Here is a 20,506-nt window from a genome sequence, read left to right as displayed (position 1 = left end):
TGCATACGCTCTCATTAAAATTTTAACATTAGCGTTTTATGAGAGATCAAAATAAGATGAACAATAATTTGCGGAAAAATTATTTGGTTATGGTGATGAATAATTAAACCCAACTTCAAGACGAAGTTGGGTTTTAACTTTTATTCTTCATTCAAAGCTTGTATTCTATCCCGCTTACAAAACCGACTAATTGAGTAAAATCTCCTGTCTGCCAGTTTACACCCGAGACAAGATTGAAATTATCCGATATACAAAAAGAGTAGCCCATACTAAATCCAATAGAAACGAAGACTGTATTCTTTGTATATTTTTTGTATGATCCATCGAATGAAGTGGCTGCATCTGCAGCGAAAACATTAGTGTAATAATCATTCGTTACATAATTTGCTGCCCATTCGATTGATAAATATGGATGTGAATCAGCATTACCAAATTTATAGCTAATCCCGACTCGAAGAGGAACTAGTAATCCCATTTCTCTAATAACATGGTAATAATAATTACTATAACTATAACCGTTATTTAGATCGTGCTTTTCGCCCCAATGAAAATATCCAGTGGTTAATTGAAATCTCAGATTTTCATTAATAGCTCTCTTGAATCCGATCTCAAAACCCAACGCCGTACCGTAAGATTGAATAATTCCAAATCCGGCGGAAAGTGAAGAACTACTTTGAGAAAAAATGGTTGGGGCAAAACAACAGAAGACAGCAACACTTAAGATGATTTTCGGTTTCATTTGACACTCCGTTTGTTTAATAAATGAAAGATTTCTGTTGAAAGTTGAAATCTTAAAAACGGTTTGTCAATTTTCGATATGGTTTCCCACTTTGTGTTTTATTTCCGAAAAGAACGTAAACAACTGAGAAGTAATTAACAAGTGAATTTAAATTACACAAATTTTGCGGAGACAAATTGCAGATCTGTCTCCAATGAAGTTCAATTAATTTTTGCTTTATTCTCTTTTTCTTTTTCAGCAAAAAAACTATCCTGAATTCCTCTGTTGATTTGATAATTCTTATAAGTCATAGTGACACTTCCTTTAAGAGAGGCGCCAGCCGGTAATCCTCTTCTGTTCTTCATTTTTTTTTCAGCATTATTATTTTCATTTTGTTGGTTGGAAGGATCTGTTGGCAAATTAACATTACCTAGGCTGAACGATATTTTGATTTGAGACGGCAGCCCAAATTCATATTTGTCATAATATAATTCAATCTGAGTTGTGCCGCCTTTTTTGCTTGTGGTTTCAAATTTGCGAATGACCGATTCGGCTGCATCAATCCATAATGTTGAAAGGACTACATCTGTTGAATCACTATTTGGAATAGCTTTTACTACATCAAGTTTGCGGTTGTCAATAGTCTCAGAGCGGACATATAAAGCCGTAAAATCGCCATGTAATAATTCCGCGGGAGAAAATTTTAATCCTTGTTTCGGCAGCATTGCAAATCCCTTTGCTTCAACTTTTATTTTATCGGGTTTTTTGAAATAAACTTTCGCTTTCATTTCCGGTACTTTTATAAAGCTCATATCTAGTTTAACGGAAGCGTCTACTTTATAATCATTCACTTTATTAAATTTTTTGCGTACGGCATCAATCAAATTATTTGGATCTTTTATTTGAGCAAAAGAAACAGCTGCAGTAATCAAGAAAAATGTTATCAAAGACCTTTTCATTTTTGCCTCTTAACTTAGAATGTCTTTTTTGATAAAAATATAGGTTGTGATTAAGTACAAACCGGCAATATGCGCCAGAAGAATCCATGTTGAATTAAAAATTTCCGAATAGTTAACTTCATCGCTGAAGAAATTATTCCATTGAGATAAATGTGTTGTAAATAAATACGGTTTTATACTTTGTAGAAAGTCAACCGGAATGGCGGAGATAATAAGAAAGATAATAATGATTGCCATTGTTGAAACGATTGGTCCGATTGCATTCTGTACCAGCGACGAAAAGACAATCGATATAAACATAACTGTAGTCATACCAAGAGTAGCAAAAGCATAAGCACCGAGAAATCGCCAGAATATATCATTCTCCGCAAAAATTACTATTCCGCTCCCCATAGATAAAAGTGGACCGGAGCCAAAAATTAGCAAGCTGACTCCGAGACTAAGAAAAGCCAACCACGTCAATAAAATAATTACGTAGAGCATTCCCGCAATAAATTTTGAAGTAATGACTTGGAGCCTTGAAACGGGTCTTGTTAAAATCATTCTGTAAGTACCGGCAGTTGCTTCTCCGGCTAGAAGATCACCGCCAACAAGTACAATAAGGAACGGAACGTGTATAATCAACAAAGTAAGAATAAGCCGGGCGATAAAATATCCATTCAATAAATTTCCAACAATTACAAAAGATTGTTCCATACCCCGCATTTGAGCATCAACAAAATTTTTACCGGTGAAGTAAAGGACAAGTTGCACAATAATTGTAAGAAGACCGATGGCAATAATGCCGATATAAGTTCTCCACTTCTTAAACATTTTCTGAAGTTCTATTAAGACTAATGTGATCATTTTAAACCTCCCTCGGTAATTTTTAAGAAGAAATCTTCGAGAGAGCGAACCGGAATTATTGCGCTGACTGCAATTCCTTTATCTATCAAATATTTATTGAGTTCTGCAATTTCATTTTTTGTGAGTTCGAAATTTATCTCACTTTTGGAAGTTGATTTAAAACCATTCTGCCATGAGGATTCATTCACAAGCCGGAGTGCATCTTCAATTTTATCGACTTCGAATGTCACTTTAATTTTATCTGTCTTAAGTAGTTCCTCAACGGTTCCTTCAACTTGAGTTGTTCCTCTGTTAATAATTATCATTCTCGTTGAGATTAGTTCAACTTCATGAAGTATATGCGACGATAGAAAAATTGTTTTTCCCTTTTCCCTGCTGAGATAGATTATCAAATCCCTAATTTCTTTCATCCCTTGCGGATCAAGGCCTGTAGTTGGTTCGTCAAGAATGATCAATTCCGGATCGTGAAGAAGAGCCTGCGCAATACCGAGCCGTTGTTTCATACCGTGAGAAAAAGTTTTCACTTTGCTTTTATACCGTTTTTCAAGACCAACGAGTTCAAGCATGCTCATCAATTTCTTCTTTGAAACATCCGTTCCTGAAAGTTTTCCAAGAATTTCTAAATTCTTGTACGCGGAGAGATAAAGATAGAAATCCGGTTTTTCAACAATGGCTCCAATTTTCGAAAATATCTCTTTTCTATCTTTAGAAATCGACTTGCCAAAAATTTTCATCTCGCCGCTTGTAGGTTTGATGAGCGAGAGAAGCATTCTAATTGTAGTGCTTTTTCCGGCGCCGTTAGGACCGAGAAATCCGAATACATCGCCGCGGTAAACATTCAAATCAAGATTGTTTACCGCTATTAGATTCCCAAATTTTTTTGTAAGTCCGCGAACTTCAATTACTTGTTCGGAATTCAACTAACCTCCATCTGTGTGAGAATTAAGACGAAGGGATGAGAACAATTGTTACATTTCTCACCCGTTCAAAAAATTATGATTCATTTATTTTCTTTTTTCCGAATTGGTATTCGAGCGGAATAAATTTTATAATTATGAAAGATGGTATTGTAACAAGAACCACCCATATGAAGAAAAATTTATATCCAATTGCTTCTTGAATCATTCCGCTGAACATGCCGGGTACCATCATACCCAGTGCCATAAAGCCTGTAGCAATTGCGTAATGAGAAGTTTTGTAATCTCCATCTGATATGTAAATCATATACATCATATAAGCCGTGAATCCAAAACCATAACCGAATTGTTCAATAGCGACGCAAGCATAAATAATCCAGATTGCAGTTGGTTGTGCATAAGCCATGTAAACATAAAGCAGATCGGGAAGATTTATTGCAAGCAGCATAGGCCAAATCCAGTATTTCAATCCTTTTTGTGCAACTGCAAATCCTCCAAGAATTCCACCAAGAATAAGTGCTATTATTCCAACCGTCCCATAAATAAATCCTACATCCGAAGTAGTTAAACCGAGACCGCCAATTTCTCTTGGATCCAGCATGAATGGTGATGCCATTTTAACAAGTTGTGCCTCTCCTAAGCGGTATAATAAAAGGAAGCCAACTATAAGTATCACCTGTTTCTTCTCAAAGAATCTGAAGAATGTTCTAAAAAATTCCTTAAACGGTGAACTCTGCCGGTTGCTTCCAACAGACTTGTCCGTTATAGGTTTCGGTAAAATAAATTTATGATAAACAAAAAAGAGAAAGAACAATCCCGCCACAACTGAAAAGGTAAATACCCATGCAAGCGGAACTTTATTTATTTGTACCATAAAATTCGCTTCAGATTTTTTTGAAATTACAGGATCGAGTTGAATTACTGCAAATGCAGGTTTATTCCAATTCATCGAAGTGAATTTTAATGTCTTTCCTTCTACAACTCTAATTCCAGCATCTCCGCTTATATGATTGACATCAACTATGTATTCACTCCCTTTATCCGGCGGCTTGGAAAGAATAAATTTTACAATTCCAACATTTCCAACAAGGTCCTGGCTGACCGATGTATCGGGAAGGGCAAATTTTTCTATCGAATATCCATTCATAATATTAAAATCGCGAGCAAAATTTATATACGATGCAATTTCTTCCCGGGTTTTGGGACGGGTACTGATTTCGACATAAGAAGGAGTTGCAATTACACGCAAACTTCCTTCCATCGGTTTTGCTTTTATAGAATCAACTTTAATTGTTTCTTGAAAAAATTTATTTGGATTAGAGACCACTTTGAATTCAGCGGGATGCACACCAAGAGCTCCTTCAAGATACCCGGCAAGTACTATAAGCAATCCCTGTCCAACTATCATTGAAACACGATAAAACGTTCCCCGTATTCCGACAAAAAATGATTGTTGACTTTCGCTTAAACCGAGCATGTAGAATCCATCGGCTGATATATCGTGTGTTGCCGAACTGAAGGCGATCAGCCAAAAAAATGCAAGCGTAAATTGAAAAAAATCCGGCATTGGAATAGTAAAAGCAACACCTGCCATTCCGGCTCCAATAAGCAGTTGCATTGTTGTAATCCAAGCCCGTTTTGTCTTAAGGAGATCAACAATTGGACTCCAGAGCGGTTTAATAACCCATGGCAGGTATAGCCAACTTGTGTAAAGAGCTATATCTGCATTAGAAATCCCAAGCCGCTTATACATTATTACCGAGACCGTAATTACAATTACATACGGAAGACCTTCTGCGAAATACAAAGTCGGTATCCAAGTCCACGGATTTTGTTTTTTTGAATCTGAATTTTCTATCGATTTTTTTATAATCATATTATTTTTTTGATAATTATTGAATAGCCGATTTTTTAATTGCAAGAAGACCCGCTCCAATTTCGGGCGTGAAATCTGCTTTAGTTAATTTTATATCACTGAATGAATTTGCAATTTTTTTCTTCAGTTCAACTGAATAATAATTCTTTGATGAAAGGAGTCCACCGCCAAGGCAGAGTTTTATTTTTTTTTCTGCAAGTTTTTTTTTCAATGAGCTGATATGAACAATAAGTTCTTTGATTTCTTCATTAAGAATTTTTATACAAATCAAATCATGCATCTCAGCAGCAGCAATTACATTCTTTGCAACATTTGCAACATCAAATTTTTCGTTATATACTTTCGCAATCAAATCATCCCGGTTTTTTATTCCATATTCATTGTCAAGAATTTTTGCAAGAAGAGTTGTTTTTCCGCGACCGTCAAATTGTTTTGCAACAGCAGATAAACCTTTTCTTCCAATTGAATAACCGCTTCCTTCGTCACCTAAAATTCTTCCGTTTCCCCCGCAGCGTTTAAATTTCCCCGTTCGATCCTTCCCAAAAATAATCGAACCGGTACCCGCAATTAAAATTGCTCCTGGCTTTCCGGAAAAAGCACCTTCAATTGCAATTTCCGCATCACTGACAATTTCTAAATTTTTCAAAGTAAATTTTTTGAGGTTGAGTAATTCAATAATTGCGTTTTTTACTCCTTCGGATTCTCTTATTCTTCCTGCACCGGCGAGACCAATGACCGCCGAATCAATTAAAAGCGGATTAAAATTTAGAGATACTTCTTTAATTAGACCTGCAAGCAAAACTGCAGATTGTTCTATTCCGACAATCAATGGATTTGAAGGACCTCCCTCGATTCTCGACAAAATATTCAGTTTATCATCAACCAAGACACATTTGGTTTTGGATCCGCCGCCGTCAATTCCTATGGAGAAACTCATTTCATTTTTCACATAATTGGAAGCTAAAATATGCAAATTGAGTTCAATTCAAAAGTTGTTTCTCAGTGTACTGCGTTTACTTTTGCAGATTTCTGTTTGATTAATTTGTGAAGAAAGTTAAATTATAGTGTGACGATGATAATATATTATTAAATTCTTTCGATAATAGAACATCTAGGAAATATTTTAAAAAAACAAAAGCGGAAAAAATGTTTAGCATGAAAAAATTATTATTTGTTGTTGTCGGAATTTCTTTTTTGGTATTGGCTGAAAGCTGCAAAAAGGACGACAGCCCCACCGAATCTTCATCTGCTTCACTTGTCGGGACATGGGTTCTTACAAAAATCACTATTATAAGCGGGTCATCCAGCTTTGTAATGACTCCAGCTCAGGCTCAAATCGAATCAACAATTATTGCTAGAGGCCGACGGCACTTATACCGGAACAGTAACTCAGCAAGGTGTTGTGACTACAGAAAGCGGTACATGGAGTACCGACGGGAAAAAAGTTACTTTTAAATTACAAGACGGAACAACCACAACTCTTGATTATACAATTACCGGGAATAAACTTGTAGTAAGTGAAACTATTTCAACACCATTCGGAGAAAATACACCTGCTAATTTGGAGTTCACAAAACAATAATTCATAAATTTTTTTTGATCTTCTCAAATATTAAAGGAGGATTTATGCCAACTAAAATGTTAAGAGAATTTTTGGATCAAAACAAAGTTAGGTATGTAACCGTTAAACATTCCGTAGCATATACCGCACAAGAAATAGCTGCATCAGCACATATCAAAGGGAAAGAATTGGCAAAAACCGTCCTAATCAAAATTGATGGTAAAATGGCAATGTGTGTTCTTCCTGCTTCTTATAAAATTGATTTTGATCTTTTAAAAGAAGCACTTGGCGGAATGAATGTCCGGATTGCAAACGAAGTAGAATTCAGAGATAAATTTCCCGAGTGTGATGTTGGAGCTATGCCGCCATTCGGCAACCTTTATGGCATGGACGTCTATGTTGAAGAAATTTTGGCAAAAGACGAAGAGATTGCTTTCAACGCTTGCAGTCATGTCGAACTTTTGCAGATGTCATTTAAAGATTATGGACGGCTTGTAAAACCACGGTTGATAAAATTTTCATTTCACTCAAAATTGTAACGGTGCGTCTTTTCATTTTTTGTACTTGTTGGATTTTGAGTTTCAATTTATTAATTATATGAAGAAATAATAATAAACTTCTTATTGAAAAAGCTTTTCTTCATTGTTACATTTTTATACGGTGTCGTAATTCCGGCTCAGCGAATTATTCTTTGCAAAGCGTACACAAACCACGGTGAGCCGATTGATTTGATCTATTCATCTACATTAACTCTCAATCAATCGGTATGTGTTTTATTTTCAGGCGAGAAAAAAAAGATCTCGGGAAAGACAATCAATCTGTTCATTGATAGAATCATCGGGGGCGGGAGGGAAAATCAACTGAACAAAATTTTTAAACCGGAAAAGGAAAATTGGATTCCACTTTTCTACAAATTTGTTAAAGAGGGAAAATTCGAAATCTATTTTACCGATGAATATAAAAACCGTCTTTCCGCTTTAACAGTTTATATCGGCACTCCAAAGGAAACTAAACAATTAGAACCTCTCTTTGTTCAAAAATACAGCGGTGTTGAAGTTATTCTAAGCGACAAGATACAATCTGGAAGACCGGTGAATACAAAGCGAAGTATTTCACTCAGCGCTGATGGAGGAACAATTTACATTTGTCTGAATAATACTCAACCTTTCGGAACCGAAAAAATTCTCATCAATACATGGCGCAAACCAAATAATAATCTTGATTACGACGAATTCGTTGATTCAAAAAAATTTCAGATTGAAAACGAATGGAATGATACTTATTTCAGATACAGATTTACCAGGCCTGGAGAGTATAAAATCTACCTGTATGACGAAAAGGAATTATTAATTAAAACGGCTTATATTTCAGTAACAAATTGATTCAACAACAAAATGGATTTCTATGAAAGGAATAATTTTAGCGGGCGGCTCCGGCACAAGAATGTATCCTATGACAAAAGTTTACAGCAAGCAACTTGTGACAATCTATGATAAACCGCTAATCTATTATCCGTTTTCAATATTAATGCTCGCCGGAATCCGCGAAATCCTTATCATCTCTAACGAAGAAACAATCCCTCTCTACAAAAAATTATTTGATGACGGATCTCACATCGGAATGAAAATTGAGTATGTAGTACAACCGGCACCGAACGGAATTGCTCAATCATTTATTCTAGGCGAAAAATTTATTGGCAATGATTCCGTTACATTAATTTTGGGCGATAATATTTTTTACGGTACTTTGGATTTTTTCTACAGAGCCGTTGAACAAAAAAAATCCGGCGCTACAATATTTGCTTATCAAGTTAACGATCCTGAACGTTATGGTATTATTGAATTTGCAGAAGATGGTAAAGCAATAAGTATTGAAGAGAAACCGGATAGACCGAAATCCAACTTTGCGGTTCCAGGTCTATACGTTTATGACAATAAAGTAATTGAGATCTCCAAAAAATTGAAACCATCCCAAAGAGGTGAGCTTGAGATTACTGATGTTAACAAGAAATATCTAGAGCTAGGAGAGTTAAAAGTAGGAAAAATTGGACGAGGCGTTGCATGGCTTGATACCGGAACACCGGAAGCGCTTCTGAAAGCATCAAACTTCTTTGGAATTATTGAAGACCGCCAGGGATTGAAAGTTGCATGCATTGAAGAAATCGCCTATCAGAAAGGATTCATTGATAAAGAACAGTTTGATTCTCTTTTGGAAAGAATTCCAAAATCTCTTTATAAAGATTATCTTAATAAAATTCGAGAAGAGTAATCGCACTTTTTAATATTCATTACATCAAACGGGTAAACACATTTTTATCTATAAAATAGTTTTAATTGTTTTGGGATGGTTATTCATTGTACTCGGAACAATAGGAATATTTCTTCCCTTAATGCCGACTACAATATTTTTCATTTTAGCAGCGTGGTGTTTTGCGAGAAGTTCAGAAAAATTTTATAACCGGCTGATCAATCATCCCATCTTCGGGAAGATTGTCCGGGATTACCGCGAGAAAAAAGGAATGCCCATTAGAGCAAAGATAATTTCTATTACAATGATGGCAATTACAATCAGTTGTTCTGCACTTTTCTTTACAGAAGATTTAATCGTAAGAATACTTTTATTAATTATCGCGGTCTCGGTTTCCATTTATATACTATCGCTTAAAACGCTTAGAGATAATGTTTCCTCGGAAACTTTTTAGCCGGGCAACCGGGATTGTAATCTTATTATAATAGAGGATACATTTAACAAAGTTTATTATCTTTGTTTTAAGCATTATATACCAGCCAAATAAGGAGCAGATAAAGAATGAGTCTTTTTTCATCGAAGGCAAAAAGTGAAATTGAAAAGCTCGTAGAAGAGAACGATGAATTAAAAAACACTCTGCATCAAGTCCTCCAAAAACATCAAAATCTTGTTGAACTTGAAAATAAGCTTAACGAAGCCAGAAAAGAGTTCACAGAAATTACTACCGAAACTGAAAAATTAAAAAACAATCTGAAATCGTTGGTGATTGACTTTACTTCCAAAACAGAAGAAGTGAGTGAACTAACTGAAACTATTAATTTGCTTGCCGAAAAAAAATCTTCCGTCGAATCTACAGTTAGAGAAATTGAAACCGAGTCTCAGCAGAATGTTGAGAGGGCTCTCTCAGAAAAACAGTTGGAAATTGAGAAGCTGAATGAAGATTTAGGCGATCTTCACTCATCTATTGAAAAGCTTGCGAACGAAGAAAACTCTCTCCGCATTAGCATTGCGAATCTTCATAATGAAGAAGAGAAATTGCGCTCTTCACTTGATCAGGCAGCTGCCGGTTTGGACACATCCGAACTTACAGACAGAATAAATCAGCTTAAGGTGGAAGAAGGTAAAAAAACAGCCGCTATTAATACACTGGATGAAAAAATTTCTCTCGCCGAAGAAATCAAAAGCAATCTTGAATCATCATTATCGGCAATTATCGGTCGTCTCTCCGAGAAAGAAAATATATTAAGTGAATTAATAAATGAACGCGATTCATTAGGTGATCAGCTTCGGGAACGACAGAAGGAATTTGACGAATTTGAATCCAGATATAATTTTACTAAAGAGACAATATCAAAACTTGAAGAAGACATAAAAGATCTCACCTATAAACGCAATGAACTATCCGATGAAACAAGAAACTTTGAAACAGTTAAAAATGAACTGCAGGATAAGCTGCTTCAACTAGGCAACGATGAAGAGACTTTGACAGAATCTGTGAATCAAAAACAGAAAACCATTGAAGAACTTGAGAAACGTAAGTTTGAGATTGAAGAATCGCATCTAAAAGTTGAAAACAACTTTTCACAAGTTCTTCAAAAATTTACCGAGGAACTTAATTCATCGAAGAGTAAACTTAGCTCACTCCGTCAGGATATTTTAGAAAAGGAAAAGGAACTATCCCACAAAGAGAAAATTCTTCTTGAAAAGACAACTCAAGTTGCCGAATACGGCGGCTTAACGAAAGTACTTCAGAAAGAGCGGGCTGCAACAGAACAGTTACTTTCAAATCTAAAACAAGAATCAACCGAGTTAAGTAATTTAGTCCTAACATTGAAGGATGAAGCAACTAGGCAAAAGCTTTTTATTCAGCAGCTGAAGTCCGAGACAGCTTCTCTCGAAATAAAGAAAGAATCATTCGAGAAAGATATTAGACAGCTCTTCATCCAAATCAGTGAAAATTATTCCAGCTTAAACGACAACAAGCAAAAGCTGGTATTAGAAACGGCACAAGCAACTCGCGAACTCGAAGAATTAAAGGAGCAAATCGCCAATCAAAGAAATGAATTACGTCTGCTTAAAACAGAGACCGCAAATACAGAGATTAAAAAAGAAGAATTTACTGCGAAGATTTCAGAACTAATTGCTATGGAGAAAAATCTCAAATTCCGAATTTTAGAAAGCGAAAAAAAGATGAACATGGATGAAGGGAAGGACAAATCCTAATAACTAGTCATTTACGACGCCTTTGTTTTTTTACCGATATAAATTAATTTGTATTTAAGTAAACATAAAAACTTTCGAAAGACCTTTAGTGAAAACAAAATCTTCAAAAAATATATTAGCGCAGGCATGCTTCTATATCGTTTTAATTTCAGCTGTATCATTCCCGCAAACTAAACCGATTGTAAAAGATACACTACGGTATCGCACTAATTCCAATTACACTCTTCAGCAATCAATGTTCGATATTTATAAAACCCGCCAGGCAGATATTGTTATGCTCGGAAATTCTTTAACTCACGGCGCCGCATGGAATGAATTGTTAGGTCGTCCTAATGTTATTGAACGCGGAATTACAAGCGATGTCCTTTATGGTTACGAATCGAGAATAAGCGCTATTTACAAGCTGAATCCGAAAATTGTTTTTATAATGGGCGGGTTAAATGATATTTATAATTGGACTCCGGTTGAAGATATATTTGCTGTTTATGTTCGCATTATATCCGGTCTCCGGTCAAGAAATATAATTCCCGTGATTCAATCAACAACTTATTCCGCTAAAACTTATGCAAAAGATTGGGGCGGAACTCCGGAAGGAAATTTCGGGAGGAACCGAGAAGTAGATAAATTGAACAAACTCCTTTCGGATTACGCGAAGAAGAACAACATCGACTACATTGATGTGAACTCGTTGACTGCGGGTAAGGATGGATTCTTACGTCCCGAATTAAGCTGGGATGGAATTCATTTTAAAGCAGATGCGTATAAACTCTGGGCAAAAGAAGTTGAAAAAGTTTTGGTAAAGCATAAACTGTAATTTTTCTTTCATCATCTTGACTTACATAAACCGGAATGATGAATCTCTAGTACTGAATTTTTTAAGTGTCAAATTTTATTAGAATATATCAATAGTAAATTTTAAGAAGGGTTTTATATGCAGAGTGAAAACAAATTCAGAGAACCGTTAATTATAGTTGTTCTTACAATCATCATATTATACGCGATTTCGTTTGTGAAAATAGATTACCAGATTTCTGCTCTCAGCTTTAATTTGAAGAGCGTTGATATTCTTTCCGATGTAAAAGTTGAACCGGCAAATGCGATACAACCGGTTAGTAATTTAAGAGCACGCGTCAACCAAGCTTCTCTTGATTTCTCGAATGTTTTTTCTTCCGCGTTTTCATTTTTTGGTTCGGCTACTGATAAATCCGGAAGTCTCTATGAATTAGCTCTTCAGAATAAAAACACTCCAATCACTGGCAACATAAAACAATTAAGCTACTTCTTCGATGCGGTAAAAAACGCAAAATCAAAAACTATACGTGTTGCACATTTTGGCGATTCAGCAATTGAGGGCGATTTAATAACATCTGATATTCGCCAGACACTTCAGGATAAATTTGGCGGTAACGGTGTTGGCTGGCTTGGTATTACTTCTCAAGATATTATGTTCAGGCAAACAACAAAACATTCGTTCTCCGACAATTGGGAATCTGCCGCACTCTATACAAGCAATCCTAAAGGACTTCCGCTAGGAATCAGCGGAGAAGCATTTGTACCAAAAGGGAGCGCATGGGTTCAATATGAAACAACGCGTATCAGAAGATCATTAAAAGATTTCAGTTTAGTTCGTCTTTATTACGCAAACGCAAAGAGCTCAAATATTACTTACTCGTTTGATGGCGGCGCAAAAAAAACAACTCCACTTAAAACAGGAAGTGCTCTGCAAGAATTAGTTTTGAAACCGGATTCCCGTGCAAAATCAATCCGGATTGAATTTCCAATGGCAGATCAAGCTTATTTTTATGGAGTAAGTTTGGAAAATGAACCAGGCATTTACGTGGATAATTTTCCTCTACGCGGGAATACCGGTGTTGATCTTGGCTCTCTTCAAGAAGGAATTCTAAAAGAATTCTCTAAATATTTTGATTACAAATTAATCATCCTTGAATTCGGTTTAAATATCGCCGGGTCGCGTAATACAGATTACAGTTGGTACGAAAAAGAAATGGTGAAAGTTATTAATCATTTGAAATCGGTTTTTCCTAAATCAAGTTTCTTGATGATCTCTATACACGACCGGTCTATGAAGAAAGGATCCAGTTTTGTAACCGATCCGGGAATTTTGCGGCTCTTAGAAACACAAAAAAATATTGCGAAACTTTCCGATGTAGCAATATGGAATTTGTTTGAAGCAATGGGCGGAGAAAATTCGATGCCTAATTGGGTGAATGCAAATCCTCCTTTGGCATTCAAAGATTTTATTCATTTCAATGATCAAGGCGCAAAGAAAGTAGCGGATTTACTAACCGAGGCATTATTAAAATTGTATAAATAAATAATCAATCTCTGAATAAATAAGAGTAGGCGTGAGTAATAACGATAATAACTTTACCGGTATTCCAACAAGTGATTCGTCTGGTTTAGAAAAAACTCTTTGGGAAAGATGGCAAGCCAATGCGGAAAAGAATCCGGATCGCGAAGCCATTGTTCACTGGGTTGCAGGCGAAGAGCCGATCCGTTGGACTTATAAAAACCTAATTCAGACAGCAAAAAAATATTCCGTTAAAGTTAGAGAAGCAGGCATCAAGAAAGGGGACGTCTGTGCAATTGTAATGCATCATAATCCTAATTTCTATCCTTTGTATCTTGGAATTTCCCGCATGGGAGCGCTCCCTGCAGTGCTTGCCTATCCTAATCCCCGCTTGCATCCCGATAAGTTCCGTCAAGGTATTGAAGGAATGGCTCAGCGTTCCGGTCTCGATTATATTTTAACCGAACGTGAGCTTGACCCTATAATTCATCCATTAATTGAAAACCCCGCCAGTACAATTAAATCTGTTTTTTTCCCGCTCGAGTGGAATATCGAAACCGATATTGATCCAAAGGCGGATTCCGAGATAGAACAAATTGCCTTATCAGTTAAAGAAGACGACGCAATTTTATTACAACATTCATCCGGCACAACCGGATTACAAAAACCTGTAATATTATCTCACCGGGCAGTTTTAAATCATGCACAAAATCTTGGTAATGCATTAAATTTATCGGATAAAGATAAAATTGTTAGCTGGCTTCCTCTTTATCATGATTTCGGTTTGATTGCGTGTTTCCAAATTCCGTTAGCTTATGGAATTACAACTATTCAAATCAATCCATTCGAATGGGTACTTGCACCGATTCTTTTGCTTGAGGCAATTACCAAAGAAAAAGGAACATTGACTTGTCTTCCGAATTTCGCGTATAATGTTTTATCAGAAAAAATTCACGATGATGAACTAAATGATATTTCCCTAGAGAGTTTACGATTGGTTATCAACGGCGCCGAACCAGTTAGGCATGACAGCCACATAAAATTTACAGAAAAATTTGTAAAGCATGGATTCAATCCTCTTGCTCTTACTGTATTATATGGGATGGCTGAAGTTTCTCTTTGCCTAACATTAACAGATCCGGGAAAACCAATTAAAGAATTAATTTTAGATAGAAATGAATTATCTCGAGGCGTAATGAAATTCGCAGATGAAAATTCCGTTAAACGAGTTTCTGTTTCTTGCGGAAAATGTATTGACGGATGCGACGCCCGGATTGTTGACGAAAAGCGGAAAGATGTTGCAGATGGAATTGTTGGTGAAGTAGCCGTTAAATCAGTTTCCATGTTTGATGGCTACAGGAATTATCCGGAAAAGACCGCAGAAGTTGTTGAAAACGGCTGGTACTTTAGCGGCGATTGGGGATTCAGATATCAAAACGAATTGTTTATCATCGGAAGAAAAAAAGATCTGATAATTGTTGCCGGAAAAAATATTTACCCGGAAGACATAGAAGATGCGCTCAATCAAGTTGATGGAATAATTCCGGGTCGCGTAATTTCTTTCGGTGAAGAAGACGAACAGATGGGAACTGAGCAGATTGCGGTTGTAGCAGAGACAAAAGATGAAACCGAAATTGGAAAAAATAAAATCCGTATGGATATTTTGAGAGCCGGAATGGCAATAGATGTCAATATTCACAAAGTTTATCTTGTACCGCCACGATGGTTAATTAAAAGTTCCGCCGGCAAACCGAGCAGAAACGCAAATAAAGAAAGAATTCTAAGTCGCGAAGACAAACAAGTTTGGAGTAGATAATGATCTCACAAGAACTAAAAAAAGTAATTCTAACAGAACTTAATCTAGATGATTTCGATCTTCAAGATGAGACTATGGCGCCGGAAGTTCCGGGCTGGGATTCATTGAATCACGTGAATATAATTTTGGCTGTTGAAAAATCTTTCAACGTGAAGTTCAAGAGTTATGAGGTGCTGCGCTTGAAAAATGTTGGCGATCTTCAGAAGCTTGTTGATATTAAAACCGGTAAATAACTCTTAGTTAATAAAGCGCTGACCTACCTACCGGTAGGCAGGTTATCATGATCGTTTATGATTTTCTATTATCAATCATAACGAATCATAATCATCATAAAGATCGGCGTTCCATTAGGACTATTTTCCAAAACAATTAAATTCATTTGCCCATGTTCTCTTCTATCAGTCTTGAAAAAATCTTTTCTCTCTTAAAATACGATCCGAACGATCCGCTTATCTTCAGCACAAGTTTATTTCTTTTTCTTTTCTTAGGATTCTTAATCTTTTATAATCTGCTGGGAAAGAACAAAGCGGCAAGAATCGTATTGCTGATAATATTTTCACTCTACTTCTATTATAAAGCTGCGGGGCTCTACTTTGTCATTCTAATAGTTTCTGCTGTTGTTAATTTTTATGCGGGCAAATGGATTGCCGGTACGGACCGGTTCCCCATCAAAAGATTATTTCTTGTCCTCGCGCTAATTCTTAACATTGCACTTCTCGGCTATTTCAAATACACAAATTTTATTCTGCAGATCATTGCCGATATAAGCAAACATACTATCGATCCGCTTGCAATCTTTCTTCCGATTGGAATTTCATTTTACACGTTTAAATCGCTCAACTATGTTTTTGACATTTACTACGACACTCTCAAACCGACAAACAGTTTGCGCGATTTCAGTCTATATGTTTTCTTCTTCCCAAATATTTTACTCGGACCGATTGACCGTGCGGCGGATTTTCTTCCGCAGATTGACCGCGAACCTTTTATCTCAAAAGAAGATATTGGCCGGGCGCTCTTTTTAATTATGCTCGGTTTGTTTAAGAAAGTTGTTGTAGCGGATTATATAAGTCTGAATTTTGTCGACCGGATTTTCGATTTCCCTTTACGTTATACCGGAGTTGAAAATTTATTAGCGATTTACGGTTACGTGCTTCAAATCTATTGCGACTTTTCCGGCTACTCCGATATGGCAATAGGGATTGCTCTTCTACTTGGTTTTAAATTAATGGATAATTTCAACTACCCATTTAAAGCAGCAAGCATCGCCGATTTCTGGCGGAGATGGCATATATCACTTTCTAAATGGCTGCTCGATTATTTATTCAAACCGATTCAAATTTCTTCGCGCAGCTTGAAAATATTTGGAAATGTTATCGCTCTTGTTGTAACATTCTTCGTCTGCGGTTTGTGGCACGGCGCCGGATGGAATTTTATACTTTGGGGAGTTTTTCACGGTACGTTGATGTCTATCTCATTATTCTTTAAGAAGCCAAAAGAAAGACTTTATAAATTTTTACGCATTTACAACACAAGATTTTTAAGATTCTTCCAGATTGTAATTACATTTCATCTTGTTGCGTTATCGTTTTTAATTTTCCGCGCGAAAGATTTCCAAAGTGTAGTTGATATGCTCGATCAGATTTTTAATTTTTTCCATGGAGAAGTTTTTTTACAATTCGCCGAAAAACTTCCGTTGATTCTTGGGCTGATTGTGATTGGATACTTATTTCACTTTTTGCCATCCAAACTTGGAACTTGGTTTCAAAAAATTATTACCGCAATGCCGCTTCCTTTAAAGATTTTAATTTTCGTAATTGCAATTTGGATTGTAGCCCAATTCAAGACCGCGGACATTCAGCCGTTTATCTATTTCCAATTTTAATATGAGACGGTAATGTAAAACCGTCTCATATTATCCCATCAAGACCGGCTCATCTTTTAAGCGATTGCCCCAAAACAAGCTATAATCCTATTTATCATTACTCCATTACTTTTTGCATAATTTTTGATAAATTGAACGTGAGAATAGAGCGGCGAGTTGGTTTAATCCGTTTTTTACCGTTGTTACTTTTAACGAGCATATTAATGAGGATTATGATTTTATCCCGAATTAAATTTTACTTTTTACTTTTACTTTTCATTCTTCCGCAATTTTTGGAAGCGCAGAGAGTTGATGTTAGTGAACTAAAAAGAACCGCGCTATCACACATGCAAGCCGGAAGATACGGCGAAGCTATTGATCAGCTCAACAAATATATTACAGCCAATCCTCAGGAATCCGACGGATATAATTTACGCGGTCTTTGTTTTGAGAAACGCCAGCAATATGAAAATGGACGTCTTGATTACAGACGCGCAATTGCGCTCGAAACTATCAGCACGACAAAAAGAGCCGAGTATGAAAGAAATCTTCAACGTTTGATTGATATCTGGTATCCGCTCCTCAACAAAAAAATTGAAGGTCATTTACGCGAAATAGCAATTGATCCGAACAAGCCGTTCAATTATCTCGAAATTGGAAAATCATATGCATGGATGGAAATTTGGGATAAAGCAGAAGAATGGTATGATCAATATTTGGCAAGAGATGATAATGCCTCACCCGACGAAATTATTCGGTATACAATAATTCTTACACATACCGGAAGCATTGTTAAAGGTGAGCGGATTCTAAAAAAATATGTTGAACGTTATCCGGAAGATTGGCGTTTGTGGAGCCGCTACGGTTATTTCACAATGTGGCTTAGTAAATACGCAATAGCCAAAAAAGCATTTGAAACCTCTCTCGGCTTCAAACCGTTTTTTAAAGAAGCCCAAGATGGGTTGGATTTGGTGAACAACAGGGCATACTTAACTCAAGAAAATCCGCGTGCATTCGAAAAAGAATATACCATTGACCGGCTATATAGAATTTTAAAAAAAACTCCAAGTGATATCGAGTCGAGATACGAATTAGTTGATGAGTTGATCAAAGCAAATAGGATTGAAGAAGCTTATCAACAGTTGCTTATCATCGGAACGACCAATCCGGATGACTCGCGTTATAAAGAAAAATCCGATTATGTTATAAATCTCAGAACTACAACTTACCGGGAAAGATTAGACAGCGCCAAAGTGCGCCTTTCATTAAATCCCGACGATAAAGAAGCGTTGAAGTTAATTGCAGAGTATCATGAAAATTTACAGGAATATGACAGCGCCCAAGTTATACTCGATAAATATTTTGAAAAGTATCCCGATGAGAAAGATCCGGCACTCAGATACAGGTGGGCAAGAGTATCTGCATGGAACCGTGAATTCGATAAAGCAATTGACATCACCGATAAACTTTTACTTGATTATCCCAATAATCTCGATTATCAACTTTTCCGGGCGCAAGTTTCTGTCTGGATCAACCGCGACATTGAACTTGCCAAACAATATCTTGATAATGTTTTGAAAGAAAGACCGAATTCTGTTCCGGCATTTATCTCAATGGGATCGATCAAACTAATAGAACTGGATTTTCCGGCTGCTCAAGAATATGCCGACAAAGCAAAAGCTCTCGAACCGGCAAATGAAGATGTTATTAAACTTCAGTCTAATATTGATTGGCAGAAGATGCGGTTCGAAGAAGAAAAACTTTACGCCATTCTGGAACAAGGAAGACAAAAAGTAATAGATAAAGATTACGATGCCGCTATTCCATTCTATCAAGATTATATGTCAAAAGCCGAACCATCAACTTTAGTTCTTAAAGAATATGGAGACGTTCTTTTCAGCGCAAAAAAATATCCTGATGCTTTAGATACTTATAACAAAGTTCTCTCATACGGAGAAAATTACGACGCACAGAAATCCCGAGCCGCACTTTATTTTGCAACCGGAGATTCGGTCAGCGCACTTCGCGAATACAAAGATTTGGTAAAACAAGATTCATCCGATTTTGAAGCGAATTTATACCTTGGCGATTCTTACGCAAAGATGGCGGCAAATGATTCCGCCCGGACAGTTTATAATAATCTTCTTGATTGGAAACTCGACTCTGCGCAAGTAAGTATGGTAAAGCAACGCAAGGGTTGGCTTCCGGTTACCGGCATTGTTGCTATTTTCGAAACCTTTCCTAACAGTATTGGATTTAGTCCGTCACTCTCTTATTACACGGATAATCTAAGTTTTAGAATTTTGAGTGCCGGAGGAAGACTCGAACTCGGTGTTACTAATTTTCTAACACTTGGAGTTTCATTAGTACGAAGCTCTATAAAAGCCAGCCAAGCCAGTCTTAATCAAGACGCCTTAAGCAGTATGGATGACCTCGGGACTCCTTTTGTGGGCAATCAAGTATTTACAACTTTTAAAGGGTTAGTTCTTTTAAGATTGGGAAGTAATATTAGTATGGGAGTCGGAATTGGAATCAGCGGTTCGCTAGGTAAATTTACACGAGATGATCATGATGCCTTTTTCGTTTTTGAAAAACCAGACTCAATTAGAGTGGGCCTTACTTATCAGAATTCCGACGCAGTCAGCATACTCTACTCTCCTTATCTAATAGATTTGCGTTACTATGCTTCACTCTATAAGATTGATGCTTATTACAGAAATCGTGATGGATTAAAAATCTCCGGCTATTTTCAATACATCGGCGTTGATGACGGTAACGCTGGAAATGATTTTAACATTAGACTTGGAAAATATTTTTGGCCTGATATAGCTATCGGCTACGAATATGCTTATTCAAATTATAAATATAAATCCAACTTCTACTACTCACCTCACAATTTTGAATCGCATAGTATTTGGTTAGATAACGATCTCGATAAAAGTGAAAAATTAAAAGTTTCTATTGGAGGAAAAATCGGTTTGATTCCTCAAAGTACATTAATTGCTCTTGAAGGTCATATAAATGCACAATACACTCCGACTAAAAAATTAATTCTTTCGGGAAAAATTAGTATTGGAAGTGCATCACGTGATAATTCAAGCTACCGATATTTCTCCGGTCAACTTTCAGCATACTGGGCAATTCTTTAACAACTTATTATTAATCCTT

General features: G+C 36.4%; 18 protein-coding genes. 12 read left to right on the top strand and 6 right to left on the bottom strand.

Annotated elements, in window-relative coordinates; translation table 11 throughout:
• Positions 1-151: 151 nt before the first annotated feature.
• The 6 genes from NTX65_11055 to NTX65_11030 form a co-directional block, all read right to left on the bottom strand.
• Positions 152-739: a hypothetical protein gene (locus tag NTX65_11055; GenBank protein ID MCX6169871.1), complete on the bottom strand. Its 588-nt coding sequence runs from the start codon at positions 737-739 to the stop codon at positions 152-154.
• A gap of 200 nt (positions 740-939) precedes the next feature.
• Positions 940-1,677 (bottom strand): hypothetical protein, encoded by a 738-nt coding sequence (locus tag NTX65_11050; GenBank protein ID MCX6169870.1) that lies wholly within the window; start codon positions 1,675-1,677, stop codon positions 940-942.
• Between the two features lie 9 nt (positions 1,678-1,686).
• Entirely contained in the window at positions 1,687-2,523 is an 837-nt protein-coding gene (locus tag NTX65_11045) for an ABC transporter permease subunit (GenBank protein MCX6169869.1), read from the bottom strand.
• Entirely contained in the window at positions 2,520-3,443 is a 924-nt protein-coding gene (locus tag NTX65_11040) for an ABC transporter ATP-binding protein (GenBank protein ID MCX6169868.1), read from the bottom strand. Before NTX65_11040 ends, NTX65_11045 begins: the two co-directional genes overlap by 4 nt.
• Positions 3,444-3,516: 73 nt before the next feature.
• A complete protein-coding gene (locus NTX65_11035) occupies positions 3,517-5,316 on the bottom strand; it encodes an MFS transporter (GenBank protein MCX6169867.1) in 1,800 nt (599 codons plus the stop codon).
• A 16-nt stretch (positions 5,317-5,332) separates the two neighbouring features.
• Positions 5,333-6,253, bottom strand: coding sequence for a hypothetical protein (locus NTX65_11030; GenBank protein ID MCX6169866.1), 921 nt, complete (start codon positions 6,251-6,253; stop codon positions 5,333-5,335).
• A gap of 414 nt (positions 6,254-6,667) precedes the next feature.
• On the opposite strand from NTX65_11030, the gene NTX65_11025 reads away from it, so the two are divergent.
• The 12 genes from NTX65_11025 (at position 6,668) to NTX65_10970 (ending at position 20,487) form a co-directional block, all read left to right on the top strand.
• A complete protein-coding gene (locus tag NTX65_11025) occupies positions 6,668-6,898 on the top strand; it encodes a lipocalin family protein (protein MCX6169865.1) in 231 nt (76 codons plus the stop codon).
• 44 nt (positions 6,899-6,942) lie between these two features.
• On the top strand, positions 6,943-7,416 hold the full coding sequence (locus tag NTX65_11020; GenBank protein ID MCX6169864.1) for a deacylase: 474 nt from the start codon (positions 6,943-6,945) through the stop codon (positions 7,414-7,416).
• 84 nt (positions 7,417-7,500) lie between these two features.
• Positions 7,501-8,259, top strand: coding sequence for a hypothetical protein (locus NTX65_11015; GenBank protein ID MCX6169863.1), 759 nt, complete (start codon positions 7,501-7,503; stop codon positions 8,257-8,259).
• Positions 8,260-8,281: 22 nt separating this feature from the next.
• The gene (gene rfbA, locus NTX65_11010) at positions 8,282-9,145 is read left to right on the top strand and encodes a glucose-1-phosphate thymidylyltransferase RfbA (protein ID MCX6169862.1); all 864 of its coding nucleotides are present in this window, start codon (positions 8,282-8,284) and stop codon (positions 9,143-9,145) included.
• A gap of 64 nt (positions 9,146-9,209) precedes the next feature.
• Complete coding sequence (locus NTX65_11005; GenBank protein MCX6169861.1) at positions 9,210-9,578, top strand: YbaN family protein; 369 nt, start codon at positions 9,210-9,212, stop codon at positions 9,576-9,578.
• A 107-nt stretch (positions 9,579-9,685) separates the two neighbouring features.
• Positions 9,686-11,347, top strand: a complete 1,662-nt coding sequence (locus NTX65_11000) for a hypothetical protein (GenBank protein ID MCX6169860.1) — start codon at positions 9,686-9,688, stop codon at positions 11,345-11,347.
• Positions 11,348-11,435: 88 nt separating this feature from the next.
• The gene (locus NTX65_10995; protein ID MCX6169859.1) at positions 11,436-12,161 is read left to right on the top strand and encodes a GDSL-type esterase/lipase family protein; all 726 of its coding nucleotides are present in this window, start codon (positions 11,436-11,438) and stop codon (positions 12,159-12,161) included.
• 117 nt (positions 12,162-12,278) lie between these two features.
• Positions 12,279-13,682: a hypothetical protein gene (locus NTX65_10990; protein ID MCX6169858.1), complete on the top strand. Its 1,404-nt coding sequence runs from the start codon at positions 12,279-12,281 to the stop codon at positions 13,680-13,682.
• A 31-nt stretch (positions 13,683-13,713) separates the two neighbouring features.
• Complete coding sequence (locus tag NTX65_10985; GenBank protein ID MCX6169857.1) at positions 13,714-15,474, top strand: AMP-binding protein; 1,761 nt, start codon at positions 13,714-13,716, stop codon at positions 15,472-15,474.
• Positions 15,474-15,707 (top strand): acyl carrier protein, encoded by a 234-nt coding sequence (locus NTX65_10980; protein ID MCX6169856.1) that lies wholly within the window; start codon positions 15,474-15,476, stop codon positions 15,705-15,707. The genes NTX65_10985 and NTX65_10980 overlap by 1 nt, the downstream gene beginning before the upstream one ends.
• Before the next feature lie 152 nt (positions 15,708-15,859).
• Complete coding sequence (locus NTX65_10975; protein ID MCX6169855.1) at positions 15,860-17,359, top strand: MBOAT family protein; 1,500 nt, start codon at positions 15,860-15,862, stop codon at positions 17,357-17,359.
• A gap of 212 nt (positions 17,360-17,571) precedes the next feature.
• Positions 17,572-20,487 (top strand): tetratricopeptide repeat protein, encoded by a 2,916-nt coding sequence (locus NTX65_10970; protein ID MCX6169854.1) that lies wholly within the window; start codon positions 17,572-17,574, stop codon positions 20,485-20,487.
• Positions 20,488-20,506: the final 19 nt, after the last annotated feature.

It is taken from the genome of Ignavibacteriales bacterium, assembly GCA_026390795.1.
In the GTDB taxonomy this organism is placed as follows: domain Bacteria; phylum Bacteroidota; class Ignavibacteria; order Ignavibacteriales; family Melioribacteraceae; genus Fen-1258.
Note: the sequence above shows the minus strand (reverse complement) of the source record. Positions and strands in the feature narration are given on the sequence as shown.